Annotated in this window: 18 protein-coding genes; 3 read left to right on the top strand and 15 right to left on the bottom strand. The window is 45.1% G+C overall.

Annotated elements, in window-relative coordinates; all coding sequences use genetic code 11:
- Positions 1-83: 83 nt before the first annotated feature.
- The 3 genes from OH461_RS06230 to OH461_RS06240 form a co-directional block, all read right to left on the bottom strand.
- Positions 84-1433 carry a replication-associated recombination protein A gene (locus OH461_RS06230; protein WP_270019727.1) on the bottom strand — a complete coding sequence of 450 codons (1350 nt, stop codon included), beginning with the start codon at positions 1431-1433 and terminating at the stop codon, positions 84-86.
- Positions 1434-1436: 3 nt separating this feature from the next.
- Positions 1437-2036, bottom strand: coding sequence for an outer membrane lipoprotein chaperone LolA (lolA, locus tag OH461_RS06235; RefSeq protein WP_270019728.1), 600 nt, complete (start codon positions 2034-2036; stop codon positions 1437-1439).
- Positions 2037-2135: 99 nt separating this feature from the next.
- A complete protein-coding gene (locus OH461_RS06240; RefSeq protein WP_270019729.1) occupies positions 2136-2750 on the bottom strand; it encodes a YecA family protein in 615 nt (204 codons plus the stop codon).
- Positions 2751-2947: 197 nt separating this feature from the next.
- Between OH461_RS06240 and dusC the strand changes: the two genes are divergently transcribed.
- The gene (gene dusC, locus OH461_RS06245; protein WP_270019730.1) at positions 2948-3904 is read left to right on the top strand and encodes a tRNA dihydrouridine(16) synthase DusC; all 957 of its coding nucleotides are present in this window, start codon (positions 2948-2950) and stop codon (positions 3902-3904) included.
- Positions 3905-3989: 85 nt separating this feature from the next.
- Here dusC and OH461_RS06250 read toward each other — a convergent pair whose 3' ends face one another.
- The 5 genes from OH461_RS06250 to cysB form a co-directional block, all read right to left on the bottom strand.
- The gene (locus OH461_RS06250; RefSeq protein ID WP_270019731.1) at positions 3990-4784 is read right to left on the bottom strand and encodes an ABC transporter ATP-binding protein; all 795 of its coding nucleotides are present in this window, start codon (positions 4782-4784) and stop codon (positions 3990-3992) included.
- Complete coding sequence (locus OH461_RS06255) at positions 4781-5722, bottom strand: ABC transporter permease (RefSeq protein WP_270019732.1); 942 nt, start codon at positions 5720-5722, stop codon at positions 4781-4783. The genes OH461_RS06250 and OH461_RS06255 overlap by 4 nt, the downstream gene beginning before the upstream one ends.
- A gap of 104 nt (positions 5723-5826) precedes the next feature.
- Positions 5827-6792, bottom strand: a complete 966-nt coding sequence (locus tag OH461_RS06260; protein ID WP_270019733.1) for an ABC transporter substrate-binding protein — start codon at positions 6790-6792, stop codon at positions 5827-5829.
- Between the two features lie 243 nt (positions 6793-7035).
- Positions 7036-8226 (bottom strand): methyltransferase, encoded by a 1191-nt coding sequence (locus OH461_RS06265; RefSeq protein ID WP_270019734.1) that lies wholly within the window; start codon positions 8224-8226, stop codon positions 7036-7038.
- Positions 8227-8316: 90 nt separating this feature from the next.
- Complete coding sequence (gene cysB / locus OH461_RS06270) at positions 8317-9291, bottom strand: HTH-type transcriptional regulator CysB (RefSeq protein ID WP_270019735.1); 975 nt, start codon at positions 9289-9291, stop codon at positions 8317-8319.
- 363 nt (positions 9292-9654) lie between these two features.
- On the opposite strand from cysB, the gene OH461_RS06275 reads away from it, so the two are divergent.
- Together OH461_RS06275 and miaE are read left to right on the top strand one after the other, a co-directional pair.
- The gene (locus OH461_RS06275; RefSeq protein ID WP_270019736.1) at positions 9655-10419 is read left to right on the top strand and encodes a DNA repair protein; all 765 of its coding nucleotides are present in this window, start codon (positions 9655-9657) and stop codon (positions 10417-10419) included.
- Between the two features lie 67 nt (positions 10420-10486).
- Positions 10487-11263 carry a tRNA isopentenyl-2-thiomethyl-A-37 hydroxylase MiaE gene (gene miaE / locus OH461_RS06280; RefSeq protein WP_270019737.1) on the top strand — a complete coding sequence of 259 codons (777 nt, stop codon included), beginning with the start codon at positions 10487-10489 and terminating at the stop codon, positions 11261-11263.
- A gap of 66 nt (positions 11264-11329) precedes the next feature.
- Here the strand turns inward: miaE and pyrF are convergent, their stop codons facing one another.
- The 7 genes from pyrF to OH461_RS06315 all read right to left on the bottom strand — a co-directional run bounded on the left by pyrF (position 11330) and on the right by OH461_RS06315 (position 17751).
- The gene (pyrF, locus tag OH461_RS06285; RefSeq protein ID WP_270019738.1) at positions 11330-12025 is read right to left on the bottom strand and encodes an orotidine-5'-phosphate decarboxylase; all 696 of its coding nucleotides are present in this window, start codon (positions 12023-12025) and stop codon (positions 11330-11332) included.
- A gap of 83 nt (positions 12026-12108) precedes the next feature.
- On the bottom strand, positions 12109-13278 hold the full coding sequence (lapB, locus tag OH461_RS06290; protein WP_270019739.1) for a lipopolysaccharide assembly protein LapB: 1170 nt from the start codon (positions 13276-13278) through the stop codon (positions 12109-12111).
- Positions 13279-13301: 23 nt separating this feature from the next.
- Positions 13302-13580 (bottom strand): LapA family protein, encoded by a 279-nt coding sequence (locus tag OH461_RS06295; RefSeq protein WP_270019740.1) that lies wholly within the window; start codon positions 13578-13580, stop codon positions 13302-13304.
- A 251-nt stretch (positions 13581-13831) separates the two neighbouring features.
- Positions 13832-14116, bottom strand: a complete 285-nt coding sequence (gene ihfB, locus OH461_RS06300) for an integration host factor subunit beta (protein WP_333482214.1) — start codon at positions 14114-14116, stop codon at positions 13832-13834.
- 246 nt (positions 14117-14362) lie between these two features.
- Complete coding sequence (gene rpsA, locus OH461_RS06305) at positions 14363-16033, bottom strand: 30S ribosomal protein S1 (RefSeq protein ID WP_260259424.1); 1671 nt, start codon at positions 16031-16033, stop codon at positions 14363-14365.
- Positions 16034-16139: 106 nt separating this feature from the next.
- Entirely contained in the window at positions 16140-16820 is a 681-nt protein-coding gene (gene cmk / locus OH461_RS06310; RefSeq protein ID WP_270019741.1) for a (d)CMP kinase, read from the bottom strand.
- A gap of 181 nt (positions 16821-17001) precedes the next feature.
- Positions 17002-17751, bottom strand: coding sequence for an MlaA family lipoprotein (locus OH461_RS06315; RefSeq protein ID WP_270019742.1), 750 nt, complete (start codon positions 17749-17751; stop codon positions 17002-17004).
- Positions 17752-17802 lie beyond the last annotated feature (51 nt).

Raw genomic sequence — 17802 nt, forward strand, 5'->3', positions numbered from 1 at the left:
CTATGCTTTTAGTGGTGAAATTGTGCTCGAACATCATGCTCAAGCACTAAAAATATTAACCGAACAAATGTATCCAAATTTAGCTACTTTTCATAGCGCTTTTGTGGGCTATTTGCGTCTAAATTAGCCAAGTAATCTAACTTTTCGCCAATTTTGGTTTCTAAACCACGATTTGTCGGTTGATAGTACTGTGTACCTACCATTTCAGGTGGCAAATATTGCTCCCCTGCTGCGTATGCTCCCGGCTCATCATGGGCATAACGATATTCAGCCCCATAGCCGAGATCTTTCATCAAGTTAGTCGGCGCATTACGCAAATACACAGGCACTTCGTATTCGGGTAGGTTATGGGCATCAGTCAGCGCCTGTTTCCAAGCGGTGTACACTGCATTACTTTTCGGTGCGCAGGCTAAATACACAATCGCTTGAGCAATCGCTCGTTCTCCTTCTGCGGGACCAACACGGGTAAAGCAATCCCAAGCCGATAGCGCCACTTGCATTGCTCGAGGGTCAGCATTGCCCACATCCTCTGAAGCAATGGCTAAGAGGCGTCTTGCGATGTAAAGAGGATCACAACCCGCAGCAATCATGCGCGCCGCCCAATATAAGGCGGCATCTGGGTTAGAGCCACGGATAGACTTATGAACCGCAGAGATTAAGTCGTACCAAATGTCGCCCTTATTATCAAAGCGAGAGACTTTCTCACCAGCCACTTCCGCAAGCAGTTGTAGGGTAATTTGCTTTTCACCCTGCTCATTCTCTTGGGCCATGTCATACAAAAGCTCAAGGTAGTTGAGCGACATACGAGCATCACCATTGACCAACTCAGCTAAGCGATCCAGTGCGTTATCAACAAAGTTTGCCGATACCTTGCCTAGACCACGCTCTTCATCCTGAATGGCTTGCTGCAAAGCCAGTTGAAGATCTTCAGTCGCAAGCGAGGTGAGTTTGTAAACCCGAGCTCGTGATAGCAATGCGTTATTCAGCTCGAATGATGGGTTCTCTGTCGTTGCGCCGATGAAGGTAACAGTGCCATCTTCGATATGAGGTAAAAATGCATCTTGTTGAGACTTATTGAAGCGATGCACCTCGTCTACGAACAAGATGGTTCGACGACCAGCCAGTTTGTTCTCACGCGCGCGTTCGATTGCTGCACGAATCTCTTTCACGCCCGAGGTAACCGCAGAAACGCGTTCAACTTCAGCATTGGCGTAATTCGCGGCGACTTCGGCAAGGGTTGTTTTACCTGTGCCCGGAGGCCCCCACAAAATCATGGAGTGAATATGACCCGCTTCTAACGCGCGTCTTAACGGCTTGCCCTCACCTAATATGTGCTGCTGACCAATGTATTGGTCTAAAGTTTGCGGGCGCATTCTAGCAGCAAGGGGACGAAAATCTTCGTCCCCTGCAAAATCAAACGAGTAGTTACTCACAGATTAATTCCTTTGGTCATCGACCTCTACACCATCTGGAATGGCAAAGGTAAAGCGATCCGCTTTTGGCGTCGCGAGAGTGATTTTGTTGAACTTGAACTGGCTTTTTTGGCCATCTTGTTCAATCACACTAAAGCCCTGAACCGCACCTTTTGCATCAATTTCTACTTTGAATTGACCTTGGTTGCTATCAACCGCAGTTGGCGTAAGAGTAAATACATCACCTTCTTGCACAACATGGTAGGCATCCCAATCACTTGGCTTGTTACGAGTCAACAATACAAAAGGTGTTTGCGCGGTTGCTTGCTCTTGCCAGTAAATACTTACTTGCTCAATGAATGGGCTGTAGTACCACAATGTTTTACCATCCGACACCAATACGTTTTCATCGGGTGATACGGTTGTCCAACGGAACAAGCTAGGGCGAGCAATTTCTACTTGGCCTTCACCCTCGGAAATGACATCACCTTCTGGGCTTGTCACTACTTGAGAAAAATCGGCACTAAACCCAGCACGCATCTGTAAGCGTTGGTTCAATTCATCTTTCGGCGTTGCAGATGCAGTAAAGCTCGCAGCGAGTAACAATAAAAGGGCTTTTTTCATGTTTTCGTTCCTGAATGCGTTTGTAAGGGTGTTCCCTTACCATCATGTTCTGTATGACCAGCAAAAGCGCACTTGGTTCTTAAGGCGAACCAGTAAAAATTATTTACCGCAGCACTGCTTAAACTTTTTGCCGCTCTCGCAATGACACGGGTCATTACGGCCGATGTCTTTAAATGGGTTTACGCTTTGACCTTTAGCGCCCACCATGGCTTCATCTGCCGCTTGCGCCACTTCGTTGATCATCAAATCAACTTGATCGAGTAGATCAGCCAGTGAAGGAGGCGTCTCAATACCCGCTTGCTTCATCTGCTCTTGGGTTTGCTGCTCATCAATCGCCAACATAAAAGTCGTTAACATCGCTTGCAGCATACGCAACGAACCATCACCGATGTTAGCCTCCATCCATTGTGGCTCAATGGTTGGCCATAATGTCATGAAACCTTCAGAAAAATCGGCCAACCATTCACTATTTTGCTCGTTATCAATCAAAGTAAGCAGTGAATATTCATTACGTTTTAACAATCCGTGTTGTTTATTGATCTGTTCCACTACTAGGCGATTCATTTGCTCAGCATTATCGCCAAAAATGTCGGCTAACCAAGATTCTGGTTGCAGTGGCTTAGTCGCTAAATTAGCGGCCAGTACAACACCTTCAATGAACATTGGTGATTCTTCACAGCTCTGCGTGTCTAAAGCGATTAATTGGTCAGTCATAAGATTGTTATATTAGCGTCAGTTTAATTAAGCAAAGGATTATACCTTGCCTGTCTTGCTGGGTCACTTGCGTATTAAGCAAGATAAACCCGCCTAGATGAATCTCAACTGAACAAAACCGTTATCTCGCCGATATTCGTGACTTCCAGTGGTTAAATCATTAGAATCACGCCTCCTATTTTTATGGTGTTTGATATATGCGAGTAGTTTTGGGCCCGATGGAGGGCGTTTTAGATCACCTAATGCGTGAGATCTTAACGGATATCAACGATTATGATCTTTGTGTGACAGAGTTCGTGCGAGTGATCGATCAAAAACTGCCTGAGCATGTATTTAAACGTTTATGCCCTGAACTAGACCAAGGCTCACAAACCAAATCAGGCGTGCCTGTACATATCCAATTACTAGGCCAAGACCCTCATTGGATGGCTGAAAACGCTGTGATGGCGGCGGATTTAGGCGCGCGAGGTATTGATCTTAACTTTGGTTGCCCAGCAAAATTGGTTAATCGAAGCAAAGGTGGCGCGGCATTACTCCAACACCCAGAGCTCATCCATCAGGTTGTTAAAGCGTGTCGTGACGCAGTCGATGAATCAATTCCCGTTACAGCGAAAATACGCTTAGGCTGGGAGAACCCTGAAGATTGTTTTGAAATCGTCAGTGCCATTGAGTCTGCCGGCGCAAACGAACTCACTGTGCACGCACGTACCAAAACAGGCGGTTATAAAGCCAGCGAAATCAAATGGGACTACATTAACCAAATCCGCCAACGCTGCTCTATTCCACTGATTGCCAATGGCGAGATCTGGAATTACCAAGATGGTCAAAGCTGTATCGAAACAACAGGCGTTGACTCACTAATGGTATGCCGCGGCGCATTCAACGTGCCTAACTTAGGTAACGTAGTCAAACACAACCACAAAGAGATGCCTTGGGAAGAAGTGGTCGAACTGCTTTTGGTTTACTCACGCTATGAAATGAAAGGCGATAAAGGTCTCTATTACCCTAACCGAGTTAAGCAATGGTTCTCTTACTTACGCCAACAGTATCCGCAAGCCGCTGAGCTATTTAGACAAATCCGCACCTTCAACAAAGCGGCACCTATTGTTGAATACATTACTCGCTACCGTGATGAGCTCATCGCCCAAAAGTAGCAGCAAAGCATAAATAGCAATCAAGACTAAAAAGCCCTATCAAACTCGATAGGGCTTTGACTTTTCTCCAAACGGTTAAACTGACTCAGTTGAGTAATAAACTGTCGTCAGCTAACTCTTCGCCACGAACTTTAGAGAACATCTCTAACAGATCTGGCACTTGCATGTTTGACCGCTGCTCGCCTGCAACATCGAGGACGATTTCACCCTGATGTAGCATCACGGTTCTGTCCCCGCACGCAAGCGCATCTTTCATCGAGTGAGTCACCATCATCACCGTCAAATTAAACTCTTTAACGATGCGTTTGGTTAAATCAATTATGAATGCAGCCATTCTAGGGTCTAACGCTGCAGTATGCTCATCAAGAAGCAGCAACTTACTGTCTGACAATGTTGCCATAACAAGACTCACAGCTTGTCGTTGCCCCCCTGATAGCAAGCCAATGTTATCACCTAGGCGATCTTCCAAACCTAACCCCAGAATACTAATTCGCTCTTGGAACAATTTACGACGCTTGGACGATAGTGAGTGGCTCCAACCACGACGCTTACCACGCATATAGGCCAAAGCCATGTTCTCTTCAATGGTCAAATCACCACAAGTGCCTGCCAGTGGGTCTTGGAATACTCGTGCACATTGAGTAGCACGTTGAGCAACCGTCTGCCGAGTAACATCGCTTTCATCGATCAATACTCGTCCACCAACCATAGGGGTTTCACCGGTGACAGCACCCAATAAGGTCGACTTACCTGCACCGTTTGAACCGATAACCGTCAAAAACTGATGTTCTGGGACTTCTAATGTCACGCCTTTCAGAGCGCGATTTTCTAAAATAGTGCCGGGATTAAACGTCACTTGAATATCTTCTAAACGAATCATACCGCCTCTCTTGATCCTTTGGTTGTCTTCGTCGATGCTTTGCCCGTCGCAGGGCTAAGCTTTTTTGCACGAAGATTGCTCCGAATCTTAGGAGCGATAAGCGCAATGGCGACTAATACTGCTGTCACTAGGTTCAAATCCGATGCTTGTAAGCCAAACATACCGGTACTCAACGCAAAGGCCACTGCGAGTCGATACAATACCGAGCCGACCACAACTGCCACTACCGCAACCCAAATCTTACGACCGGGTATTAGAGTTTGCCCAAGAATGACCGCCGCTAGACCAACCACAATCGTACCCACGCCGGACGTCACATCAGCAAAGCTATTGGTTTGAGCAAACAGCGCGCCCGCAAAACCAACAAACCCGTTCGATAGCGCAAGACCGAAATACGTGTAAAACGAAGTGCTCGCACCTTGTGCTGAGACCATACGCGAGTTAACGCCAGTGGCTCTTAAACCTAAGCCAAAGTCACTGTTTAGTAGCCGAACCACAAACCAAGAAGAGATCAGTACCAATACGCCAACGACCAGAGGACGGATATAAACCGGATCACCCATCGCTTCAAAAGGAGTCAGAATGGTTTCTTCCCCCAGCAGCGCCATGTTTGGACGTCCCATAATGCGAATATTGATAGAAAACGCGGCGATCATGGTAAGAATGGAAGCTAAAAGATGCAAAATTCCACATTTAACCGCGAGAAATGCAGTAACCCAACCCGTTGCCGCACCCGCTAAAATCGCCATACCTGTTGCAATCCAAGGGTCGATACCTGCAACAATCGCAGTCGCGGCAACTGCCGCCCCCATAGGGAAGCTGCCATCAACACTAAGATCAGGAAAATCAAGCACGCGGAATGTTAGGTACACGCCAAGAGCCACAAGGCCATAGAGCAAACCAATTTCAAGCGCGCCAAAAAAAGCAAAAGCAGACATACATACTCCTTCTCTGCTTAATGCTCACACCATCAACAATACATCTGATGGCGTAAGCTTTAGGTGGGTAAACTCCTTTACCCACTAACCATGCTTTAAGAGTATTACTTAACGCTTGTTGCGCGATCTAACACGGCTTGAGGAACCTCTATACCGAGCTTAGTCGCAGCTGTCTTGTTGATTGCCAAATCTGAACCTTTGGCAACGCGTACATCCAGTGCTCCGGGCTCAACACCTTGCAAGATTGCCACCACGTAATCCGCGGTTTGAACACCAACTTGGTAGTAGTCAAAACCTAGGCTCGCAATCGCCCCTTTCTCAACGTATGAAGTCGCTCCACCAAATACAGGGGTTTTCGCTTGGTTCGCGGCAACGATCATACCTTCGATCGCACTTGCGACGGTGTTGTCGGTAGGCGCGTAGATCACATCGGACTTAGCCGCAATCGCTTGAGTGGCAGATTGAACATCAGCACTTTTCAGTGCAGTCGCCTCTACAACTTCAATACCCTGTGCTTTTGCGCTCTCTTTGAGTAGGTCAACAAGAGTAACGGCATTTGCTTCACCCGGGTTAAACACCACACCGATAGATTTTACGTTTGGCAGAATCTCTTTAATAAGCTCAACATGTTGGCTTACTGGAGACAAATCAGAAAGGCCCGTTACGTTTTTGCCCGGTTGTTCTAACTGGCTAACCAGCTTTGCACCCACAGGGTCAGTGACAGCGGTAAATACCACCGGAATATCACGGGTAGCGGACACTAATGCCTGCGCGGTAGGGGTTGCAATACCCACTAATACATCTGGACGCTCACCCACAAATTGTCGGGCAATCTGTACGGCGATGGCAGGATTACCCTGCGCTGTCTTGTAATCAAATTCTAGGTTCTTTCCTTGCTCGTAACCTTTGGCCTTGAGGCCATCGACTAAACCTTGACGAGTTGCATCTAGGGCTGGGTGCTCAACAATCTGAGAAACTGCAACAGTGGCGGTTTTTGCCATGATGCTGCCTGAAGAAAGTAATGCTGCACCGGCAAGAACGGCGGTTGCGATGACTTTTCCTGCTTTCATCTTAACTCCTTGATTTAAGCATTGAATGGGATGTTGTGTGTTTGCCGTCACCTCTAGTTAGTTAACTGGGTACTTGGCTTATTTAATTATTAGTTATTTGTGCACTTATTGCGCACATCCTTCATTATTACCAATAAGTTAAACAAATTGAAAGCAAGATTTAACATCAATTCAACAAAAGGAGAGGTTGAGTTTGTCGCTAGCCTTGAATCTCAGCCAGCGACATTTGACATAGGGTTCGTCTTAAAGATGAGCACTGATAAGTAGGTTGCGTGGTGTCGTCTCACGCGAGCAAAACTCATTAATCGTGACATGGTAATTATGTTGTTGTAGAAACAGCGCTTTATCCAATACCAACCACATTTCCAAGCCTCGCTTGAACATCTGTTGTACTAAGCTCAAGCGTTCCATTTTCCAATAGCGCTTTTGGCCTAATTGCCAATAGTGGTCAAATTCGACCTCAGGCAAACAAATTTGCTTCTTATCCGCCGCCCATTGGCAAAACGCTTGAAAACCTTCTGCTAACTGCGATTTTTTAATACTTGGAACCGACACATACTCTTGATAACCAAGCTGTTCACGAAGCAATAGATCCAAACCCAGTCGATAACTCATTTCCAAAAATCGATGACGCCTTACTCGCTCTCCACCAGTCACCAACTCTTGCAATGGAATACGAAGCTCTTGCTGGGTAAGAGAAAGTTGAGATTGTCTTGCTTGATCAGACATCGCTTGATAATGGTCATTCTGGATTAAGTGATAACAACATGGCGATATAGACATCGCAGGTAAGTGATGGCTCACCCCATGTTTAAGCAGCGTCACATGAAGATCACCGCAAGCATGCAGAGCCACTGCGTGTTGATTAGCATTAAAAACCTTCACAGCAGACTCATTAAAAGCATCTCCCTGTACAAATTGCATTGGCAGATGCTGTTTATCCGCTTCATGTTGGCCTGACTCGCACAGCGCTTGCTGATACTCAAAACTCGTCACTTTCTCGCCACTTTGGCTTGCGAGAATACGGCCTAAAAAACCCTTACCAGAGCACCATTCAAGCCATTCTCGACCATGATGACTTGCTAGGGCAGCCTCCCCCATAGAAACAATCTGGGTGAGCTTTCTGCCCGGAACACCTGACTCCACGCCGCGCGCTAGTTCGAGACCATGATTAGGTAGTGAAGGAACAACAAGCTGTTCTATGTGCACTTTTAGATCGGGAAAAAAAGGCGCAAGCTCGTCCACTAACGAAGCAAAATCCTGCTTATAGTGTTCAATTTGCTGCTCAGATAAGCTTTCTAACCAGTGACAGAGCTCTGGATGCAATTCTTGCCATGGCAGCTGAGAACCGTGACTGGAAAAAAAAGGCTCAAAACGCCAATAAGCTTGATGCTCAAGCAGAAAAGAATCGATGGATTGGAAAAGGTGTTGCATGCTTCCCTCTAGGGGTATTCGGTGTCATAGACCGTTGGTACCCCTTATTCTAGAGGGAAGCAGAGAGTTTGAATAGTGCTGACGTTTGACTTAACGCACCGGTAAATCGATGTCTTTAAACATCTCTTCAATTTCAACGTTCGATTTAAGCGAAAGCGCCTGTTCAACTACTGGGCGAGTAAGGTGCGGAGCGAATCGCTCCATAAAATCGAACATGTACGAACGCAAGAAAGTGCCTCGGCGGAAGCCAATACTGGTTGTGCTTGCACCAAAGATATGGCTCGCATCAATGGCAACTAGATCGCTATCTTGCTCTTTATCAATCGCCATGCTGGCAATGACGCCTACACCAATGCCCATACGCACATAAGTTTTGATTACATCAGCATCGGTCGCGGTGAACACCACACGAGGGGTTAAGCCCACTTTGTTGAATGCAGTATCGAGCTCTGAGCGTCCGGTAAAACCGAACACGTAAGTCACCAGTGGGAAACTGGCTAAATCTTCAATGGTGATATGCTTTTTCTGAGCCAAAGCGTGGTCTTTCGGCACAACAATCGAACGATTCCAGTGATAACAAGGCAGCATGATCGCATCTTGATAAAGGTGCAGCGCTTCTGTCGCAATCGCAAAATTTGCTGTTCCTTTAGCAATCGCTTCAGACATTTGGCTTGGCGTACCTTGGTGCATGTGCAGCGAAACCTTCGGGTAACGCGCGGTAAATCCTTTAATCACATCTGGCAGTGCGTAACGAGCTTGAGTATGTGTTGTTGAAATGTTCAGCGTACCCATTTCAGGATGAGTGTGCTCACCCGCTACCGCTTTAATACTTTCTACGCGAGCTAAAATCTCTTGTGAGATGCGGATAATATCTTCACCAGCATTCGTCACTTGAGTTAAGTGTTTACCACTACGCTCAAAGATTTGAATACCCAGCTCATCTTCCAACAAACGAACTTGCTTACTGATACCCGGTTGTGAGGTATAAAGACTTTCTGCGGTAGCAGAGACATTTAAGTTATGGTTGACTACCTCAACAATGTACTTCAGTTGCTGTAACTTCATTCTCGACCTCGTAATCCCTTATCGACGGACTCAATGGATATAACCAAGCCCCACAGTTGAACTGTTCAACTAGCAGCTCGCTCACATAGTTTATAAGTTTTAGTTATAACGTCTCTTTGATCAAATTAACAGTCAAATTGACAAAATAGACAGATATCTCGATAAAGATAAGATTTATAAAAGCGATTTTTGCAATGGAAAGCCCAGTTTCTGGTCTAATTTCAGCTTTTCAATATTAATCAAATCAGCAACAAGTAATAATAGGCAGGATGTTGGAATAAATGATGGAGAATATAGTGCTTTAGGTGTACAGAATCGTGTATGCTTATCGGCTAGCCATCATAAACATAAGATACGGAATTTATGAATATTGGGTTAATCATCGCTTTAGTTGCCATTTTGTTGGTATTAGTTCTTGGCTACAACATTATGCTGCAGTACAACGCGAAAATCGCCACTGCCAAAAAACAAGAAAGCGCTCGTTACATTGCTATTATTGATGCGACTGAAGAGCTTATCGGTCATGCGCATCATATGCCGTTTAGTAAAGACCTATTGCTTTGTCTGAATAACCGTATTTTAGATGCTGTGCAAAATATGCATGAGCTTGATCCTAAAAACAAACAATTAGAGCAGCGCGTAGAACACGTAAAGCAGCAAATTGAACAGCTAAAAAACAGCAATCAGAGCGGCGAAACGGCAGCATTTAAAGTGCCAAGCAGCGATAAACAAGCGATTGTTATGCTGAAGCTGGTTAAGCGTCTGCGTGACACGATTCGCAACGAACACAACAAAGGTCGTTTCGAAACTCAAGCCTATGTTGCTGAGAATGCACGTTTAGAAACGATTCAAGTTCGTATCAACATCGAAAACGTAATCAAACGTTCTAACGATGCCATTGTGCGCGGGCAGCCAGGCACTGCAGTTCAGCTATTGCGCAAAGGCTTAGATGTATTGAGTACTAAGAATGACGCTTACTCAGCACAGGCGCGTGAAAAACTACAAGCCATGTACGATGACCTTGAGCAACGTCGCCAAAACAAAAACTCAGAAGAAGCTCAATTATCTGCTGAAAAAGAACGCAACGATGATATGGATGCGCTCTTTGGCGAAAAGAAAAAGTGGTAATATACTTACCGCAGCAAATGACCAAGGCCGCTATCGCGGCCTTTTTTATATAAATTTGTAAAGTCACATGAAACAACTAGAACAATATCAAGAGCTGCTCGCTCCTATTAATCAGTTCCTTCAATGCCCAACGCCCGATGAGTGGGTATCGGAAGCCGCTAAACCAGAAAATCTGAAAACCGTCTTAATTGATCACTTATTGTGTGAGTTAAAGGCAGGCCAATCAGCGATGTACCTCATTCGCAAGTATGCGGTGGATAAACAGAGTGCACATAGCCTATTAGACTGGTTTAAACCTTATGAAGATTTCGCTTATCGTAAAACAGGCTCACTTGAAACGTTGAAGGGAAAAAGCAATATCTCTAAGGCGATCATGGCTAAGTCTAACTCACCTTATAGCCAAGATTTAATTGATAAGATGGTATTGCTGATCAAAGAAGAATTGCACCATTTTTATCAAGTGCTTGAAATAATGGAGCAACGAGGCATTGCGTATGAGCCAGTAACGGCTAGTCGTTATGCCAAAGGCTTATTAGCTGAAATGGCTACTCACGAACCTCAGACACTGATCGATAAACTGATTATTGGTGCTTATATTGAAGCCCGCTCTTGTGAGCGCTTTGCCAAGTTAGCGCCGCACATGGATGAAGATATAGCTAAGTTCTACATCTCTCTTCTTCGTTCAGAAGCTCGCCATTATCAAGACTACTTGATATTAGCGGAAGAAATCGCAGGCAAAGATATTTCTGATCGTGTGGCGTTTTTGGGTCAGTTAGAAGCGGAGCTTATCTCATCACCGGATAGTGACTTCAAATTCCACAGCGGAATACCTACTTCAGCTTAATACCGCTATCCTAAACGAATAAAGGCCAACGATATGTTGGCCTTTTTACTCTATTTACTCAGATGCTTACGCTAACGTCGCGTTAATTTGAGCCAATACTTCCGCAGGGTTTGCCGCTTGAGTGATCGGACGACCAATGACCAAATAATCTGAGCCCGCTTGAATCGCTTCTACCGGTGTCATAATACGGCGCTGGTCACCTTGTTCTGAGCCAGCAGGACGAATCCCTGGAGTAATTAGCTTGAACTCTTTACCAAGCTCTGTGTTAAGCATAGAAGCTTCATGAGCAGAACATACCACACCATCTAAGCCTGAGTTCTTAGTCAGTGATGCTAAACGAATCACTTGGTCTTTTGGCGCAATATCAAGACCGATACCCGCTAAGTCACTTTGCTCCATACTGGTTAATACAGTAACACCAATAAGCAGTGGGCGATCTTTGCCATACGGCTCTAGAATTTCACGTGAGGCAGTCATCATGCGCTCACCACCACTAGCGTGAACGTTGACCATCCATACCCCTAGCTCAGCCGCAGCACGTACCGCTTTTGAACAAGTATTTGGAATATCGTGGAATTTTAAGTCTAGGAATACTGAGAAGCCACGTTTATGCAGCTCTTTAACGAAATTAGGACCAAACAGTGTAAACATCTCTTTGCCTACTTTTAGGCGGCATGACGTAGGATCAATTCTGTCTACGAAGGCAAGCGCATCTGCTTGGTTATCATAATCCAGTGCGACAATAACTTTTTGGTCGATCATTTCATCTCCTAACGATTTTTAGTTCTTGTTAAATAAAAGGCTAAAAAAAAGCAGCGGACAGAAACTCTGCCAGCTGCATTAAATTACTCACCATCCAATCCGCGGATTGGCTTGATCGTTCCCCACCCTTTGCATGAAGGACAGTGCCAATACATTGAGTGGGTCGAGAAACCACATTTACGACAACGATAATGTGGTTTCACTTTTAATTGTTCACCAACCAATTTCTGCAGCGTCGCCAAACTGTTCTTCGCGCGACCTTCTTCCGCTTCCATCAAATGGTAATCCATCAAACGGAAGAAGCCTTTCATGGTTGGATTTTTGACTAACTGTCGAGTCAATAGCTCTTGAGCGTGCGCTGAACCTTCATGTTGGGCAACCAACTGAGCTAACATCAGCTCCGCTGACACACCTGCCTTGCTAGCGATACATTGACGCAAAAACTCAAGTAACTCATCTTCTTGCCCCAAGTGGTGATAGCAATCCGCTAACGTAGGTAACACTTCACTAATGAAGTCGATGTCTTGGTCAAGTACCATCGTCATGTATTTAATGGTCTGAGCGTAATCCTCGCTCTCAAGGAAAAGACGCCCAAGGGCAATACTGGCACGAACACACTTTTGGTCTTCGACCAAAGCTCGCTTAAAGTGCCCAATAGCTTTGTTACGCTCACCATCTGCTTGTTCTTGCATTGCCATCTCACAATAGAAATGAGCAATACTGGTGCGCATACGCTTACGCCCCATCTTCACCAGCAAAGAAGCGTAATGAGTGGCCTTATTCCATTCGCGAGTTTGCTGGTATATCGCAACCAACTGCTGTAATGCTGCCTCGCGGTGTTCTGGCTCTTCTACCAGCTGTTCAAAAATCTTTTCAGCACGATCTAAAAAACCTGATGCCATGTAGTCTTTCGCAAGCTGCTGCAAGGCGATGTTTTTTTGATCGATGGTTAAACCCGAACGAGAGATTAAATTTTGGTGAATACGAATCGCGCGATCCACTTCGCCGCGAGATCGGAAAAGGTTACCCAACGCCAAGTGAGTATCAATGGTGTCAGTATCGACCTGCAAAAGTTCGATAAAGTGATCAACCGCCTTGTCAGATTGATCTGACAATAGCAGGTTCAGACCCGTCACGTACTGACGAGAGATCTGGTTGGAGTGTTTCTGCTTGTCTTGCTGGGCACTGCGATTACCCATATACCACCCGTAAGCGGCGGCGATCGGCAACAACAAGAACAGTATTTCTAGCATCGAGTAAAAAGCCTACCTATCTCTTATGCTTTTGATTCTTCTACCTCGGTTGAGGCTGGTGCAAGCTTACCAAGTTGTTTCTGTAGCTTGCGAACCTGTAACTTAGATTTCAAATGAAGGGTGCCAAAAATCGCCCATGCGATAACGAAACCTGTAACGAAAACGCTGCCCAATAATGTAGACAGATGAAAGTCACCTTGTGCAAGGAGGTAATTAAAATTCACTATTGCTTGGTTTTGAGCGCCAAGTGCGAGAGCAATCAGAAATAAAGCCAAAATAACAACGATTTTTATAATTTTCATAGTCCGTTACCTATTTGAAAATCTACCGGTAAGATTATGCAGTAAAACCACGGAACACTCCATGGTTATCTTAGGGCGTATTGACCTTTCGTGAGGCTTTTTGCAGCCGTTCGTAATCTTTAATACAAAGCAGAAGCTTCGAGATGTAGTTATGCTACATGATCAAAAGATGACACTGTGGGTAAGCAATACGCTCTATGAAAAAGGCGGTGTACGAAATCGCACACCGCCTTTTATAATAAGTAAACCGATTAGTTAATAACGTTCACACGCTCACGTAATTCTTTACCTGGTTTAAAGTGAGGGACGTGTTTGCCGTCAAGCTCAACTTTTTCACCCGTTTTAGGGTTACGACCGACACGTGGCTCACGGTAGTGAAGTGAGAAGCTGCCAAAACCACGAATTTCAATTCGGTCGCCGCTCTCAAGCGTCGTTGCCATGTGCTCAAGAATATCCTTCACGGCATCTTCGATCTCTTTCGCTGAAAGATGGGTTTGCTCAGCACAGAGTCTTTCAATCAATTCAGACTTAGTCATAGTTGCCCTCGTAGAGTAATTTACCAGTTATTATAGTAAGTAATACCAATTCCAACAAACACTTGCTATCAATTCTAGACAAAATTTGAGCAATGTGTGCATGTTAAACTAGGTTAATTTACGCGGCGTTGCACAAATTGGTATTAATCCACACGTTTCAGCCTAGTTTTTAACTAGGTCTCTGATTTATATGCTTTCCAATAAAAAAGGAGCCTTGCGGCTCCTTTTTGCTATAGGGGAATTAAATTATTCGCCTTTAGCTGCTTTGAAAGCGTCTGCCATAGCGTTACCGAATGAAGCATCGTCTGCTTTGTTCAGTGAAGCCATTGCTTCTTGCTCTTCAGCTTCATCTTTAGCTTTGATAGATAGGTTGATTACGCGGTTCTTACGGTCTACACCTGTGAACTTAGCTTCAACACTGTCACCAGCGCTTAGGATTAGAGATGCATCTTCTACACGGTCACGAGCGATTTCAGATACACGGATGTAACCTTCCACGCCTTCTTCTAGCTCAACAGTTGCGCCTTTAGCGTCTACTGCAGTAACAGTACCAGTTACAAGAACACCTTTCTTCTTCTCAGAAACGTAAGCGTTGAATGGGTCGTTTTCCATTTGCTTAACGCCTAGAGAGATGCGCTCACGCTCAGCATCTACTGCTAGAACAACTGCAGAGATCTCGTCGCCTTTCTTGTACTCACGTACAGCTTCTTCGCCAGCAACATTCCAAGAAATGTCAGATAGGTGAACTAGACCGTCGATGCCGCCTTCTAGACCGATGAAGATACCGAAGTCAGTGATAGACTTGATCTTACCAGTAACTTTGTCGCCTTTAGCTTGCGCTTCAGCGAATGACTGCCATGGGTTAGCTTTACACTGTTTTAGACCTAGAGAGATACGACGACGTTCTTCGTCAATCTCAAGAACCATAACCTCAACTTCGTCGCCAACATTAACAACTTTAGATGGGTGGATGTTCTTGTTAGTCCAATCCATTTCAGAAACGTGAACTAGACCTTCAACGCCTTCTTCGATTTCAACGAAGCAGCCGTAGTCAGTTAGGTTAGTTACGCGACCAGATAGTTTGTGACCTTCTGGGTAACGCTTAGCGATTGCTACCCATGGATCTTCGCCTAGCTGCTTAAGACCTAGTGATACGCGAGTACGCTCACGGTCGAACTTAAGAACTTTAACTAGGATCTCGTCACCAACGTTAACGATCTCAGATGGGTGCTTAACACGCTTCCAAGCCATGTCAGTGATGTGTAGAAGACCGTCAACACCACCAAGATCAACGAACGCACCGTAGTCAGTAAGGTTCTTAACGATACCTTTAACTTCTGCACCTTCTTGTAGGTTTTCAAGAAGTTCATCACGCTCAACGCTGTTTTCAGATTCGATAACTGCGCGACGAGAAACAACTACGTTGTTACGCTTCTGGTCAAGTTTGATAACTTTGAACTCTAGCTCTTTGTTTTCTAGGTGAGCAGTGTCGCGGATTGGGCGAACGTCTACTAGAGAACCTGGAAGGAAAGCACGGATACCGTTTAGTTCAACAGTGAAACCGCCTTTAACTTTACCGTTGATGATACCAACAACAGTTTCAGCTTCTTCGCAAGCTTTCTCAAGAACGATCCAAGCTTCGTGACGCTTAGCTTTCTCACGAGAAAGTTGAGTTTCACCGAAACCATCTTCAACAGCGTCTAGAGCTACGTCTACTTCAGCGCCAACTTCAACTTCAAGTTCGCCAGCAGCGTTCTTGAACTGTTCAGCAGGGATAGCAGATTCAGACTTAAGACCAGCGTCAACAAGAACGAAACCGTTCTCGATAGCTACTACAGTACCTTTAACGATGCTGCCTTGTTGGAATTCTGTTTCGTTTAGAAACTCTTCAAAGAGTTGAGCAAAAGATTCAGTCATTATTTAATCTTCAATAAATAAACGTCCACGGGTATCCTACCTCATGGGGTTGTTAAATTCGCCAGTCATCATCCTTGCGACCGACGTTCTCACCTGCCCGCGTAAATTACGCAGTCAGTTTAGATTCAATATATTGTAGTGCTTTTTTGACAACTTCGTCGATACCCATCGACGTAGAATCAAGCACAAGCGCATCCTCTGCAGGGCGTAGTGGCGCCACTGGGCGATTACGATCTCGATCGTCTCGCTCTTGGATCTCGCTCAAAAGGTCGTCAAATTTAACATCTAACCCTTTGCCTTGCAACTGTTTAAGGCGTCTATGCGCACGCTCTTCTGCGCTCGCATCTAGGAAGATTTTTACTTCCGCTTGTGGGAAGACAACCGTACCCATATCGCGGCCGTCAGCCACAAGGCCAGCGCCATCAGCAAAAGCACGTTGACGACGAAGTAGCGCTTCACGAACTCGCGGTAAAGCAGCCACTTTCGATGCAGCCATACCGGTTTGCTCTTTACGTAGCTCACCCGATACATCTTCACCTTCTAAAATAACCTTAACCAACTCACCTTCAGCGATGAATTGAACATCTAGGTGAGTCGCCAATGCAACCAACGAGTCTTCAGAATCCAGATCCACTCCGTGATGAATCGCAGCCAAAGCAAGCACTCGATAGATAGCACCTGAGTCAAGTAAATGAAAACATAGCTTATCTGCTAGCTGCATACAAAGCGTGCCTTTACCAGCACCACTTGGCCCATCGACGGTAATTACCGGTGTATGAGTGGACATGAAATACTCCAAGTTGGTTATCTGCCAGTGCGATGCTGCGCTGACTTTATCGGCGACAAATTATAGTGGTAATTGCCCCAAGGTTCTAGGGAAGATTTTGTTTAACTTTCTGGCTTTAACAAAACAAAAAGGCTTGGATAATCCAAGCCTTTATCGGTCTTACTATTTAAAGATTCATCAATTAGAAATCTTCTAAATATTCGTCCAAGTACTCTTCTTCTGCTTCATCTATTTGTTCGGTATCTAGTTCAGCTTTGAAGTCTTGGTGTTGCAAATAAATGTCTCGGGTTAATGCGTATGGATCAGGAGAATTTTCTAACAAAGATTCTTGAGTCACCAACGCTGCGCGTGACTCCATTCCCTCTAATGCCCACTTACCTAAGCCAGCCCAAAAGTTCAAATAAGAGAGCGGCACATACATACCATCAACAAAATCCAAACTTTCTCTTGCTGTCCATGGGCCATAACCTGGCACCATGACGTAAGGGCCATTGCCTACCCCATAATGACCTGCTGCATCGCCAAGCGCTTTATCATTGTGATCAGTAATGCCTGCATCTGACGCGATATCAATCAAGCCTAATAAACCGAATGTACTGTTAATCCAAAACCGGTTGAAGTGATCAAAAGCCTTGCCACCATTACCCATCAAAAGGTTGTTAACCATACTCGAAGGCTCATCTAAGTTACTCAGTACATTAGATATACCGATACGCACGGGACGAGGCGTATAATTTACGTAAGTCAAAGACACCGGACGGACTATATAAGGATCTAGATAGTCGTAATTGATCGCCCACATGGAGCGGTTAAAACCTTCAAACGGGTCATTAACACCCGCATCATAACCTTGCTCTTCAGGGGCACTTGCACAACCAGATAATAACAGAAAGGTCAGCAAGGAAAGTCCGTACCTTAGTTTGCACTTCATTGATATATCCATAAAAAAGGCTAGAGTTATACTCTAGCCTAGTTTACTCAT

The sequence above is a fragment of the Vibrio sp. LaRot3 genome (assembly GCF_027587025.1).
GTDB lineage: Bacteria > Pseudomonadota > Gammaproteobacteria > Enterobacterales > Vibrionaceae > Vibrio.

Coding starts and splice junctions, on each gene's coding strand:
- OH461_RS06295 (WP_270019740.1), bottom strand. CDS start 13,580: ATGAAAATTATAAAAATCGTTGTTATTTTGGCTTTATTTCTGATTGCT.
- dusC (WP_270019730.1), top strand. CDS start 2,948: ATGCGAGTAGTTTTGGGCCCGATGGAGGGCGTTTTAGATCACCTAATG.
- miaE (WP_270019737.1), top strand. CDS start 10,487: ATGAAACAACTAGAACAATATCAAGAGCTGCTCGCTCCTATTAATCAG.
- OH461_RS06265 (WP_270019734.1), bottom strand. CDS start 8,226: ATGCAACACCTTTTCCAATCCATCGATTCTTTTCTGCTTGAGCATCAA.
- ihfB (WP_333482214.1), bottom strand. CDS start 14,116: ATGACTAAGTCTGAATTGATTGAAAGACTCTGTGCTGAGCAAACCCAT.
- pyrF (WP_270019738.1), bottom strand. CDS start 12,025: ATGATCGACCAAAAAGTTATTGTCGCACTGGATTATGATAACCAAGCA.
- OH461_RS06250 (WP_270019731.1), bottom strand. CDS start 4,784: ATGATTCGTTTAGAAGATATTCAAGTGACGTTTAATCCCGGCACTATT.
- OH461_RS06275 (WP_270019736.1), top strand. CDS start 9,655: ATGAATATTGGGTTAATCATCGCTTTAGTTGCCATTTTGTTGGTATTA.
- OH461_RS06260 (WP_270019733.1), bottom strand. CDS start 6,792: ATGAAAGCAGGAAAAGTCATCGCAACCGCCGTTCTTGCCGGTGCAGCA.
- cysB (WP_270019735.1), bottom strand. CDS start 9,291: ATGAAGTTACAGCAACTGAAGTACATTGTTGAGGTAGTCAACCATAAC.
- rpsA (WP_260259424.1), bottom strand. CDS start 16,033: ATGACTGAATCTTTTGCTCAACTCTTTGAAGAGTTTCTAAACGAAACA.
- lapB (WP_270019739.1), bottom strand. CDS start 13,278: ATGCTAGAAATACTGTTCTTGTTGTTGCCGATCGCCGCCGCTTACGGG.
- OH461_RS06255 (WP_270019732.1), bottom strand. CDS start 5,722: ATGTCTGCTTTTGCTTTTTTTGGCGCGCTTGAAATTGGTTTGCTCTAT.
- cmk (WP_270019741.1), bottom strand. CDS start 16,820: ATGTCCACTCATACACCGGTAATTACCGTCGATGGGCCAAGTGGTGCT.
- lolA (WP_270019728.1), bottom strand. CDS start 2,036: ATGAAAAAAGCCCTTTTATTGTTACTCGCTGCGAGCTTTACTGCATCT.
- OH461_RS06315 (WP_270019742.1), bottom strand. CDS start 17,751: ATGAAGTGCAAACTAAGGTACGGACTTTCCTTGCTGACCTTTCTGTTA.
- OH461_RS06240 (WP_270019729.1), bottom strand. CDS start 2,750: ATGACTGACCAATTAATCGCTTTAGACACGCAGAGCTGTGAAGAATCA.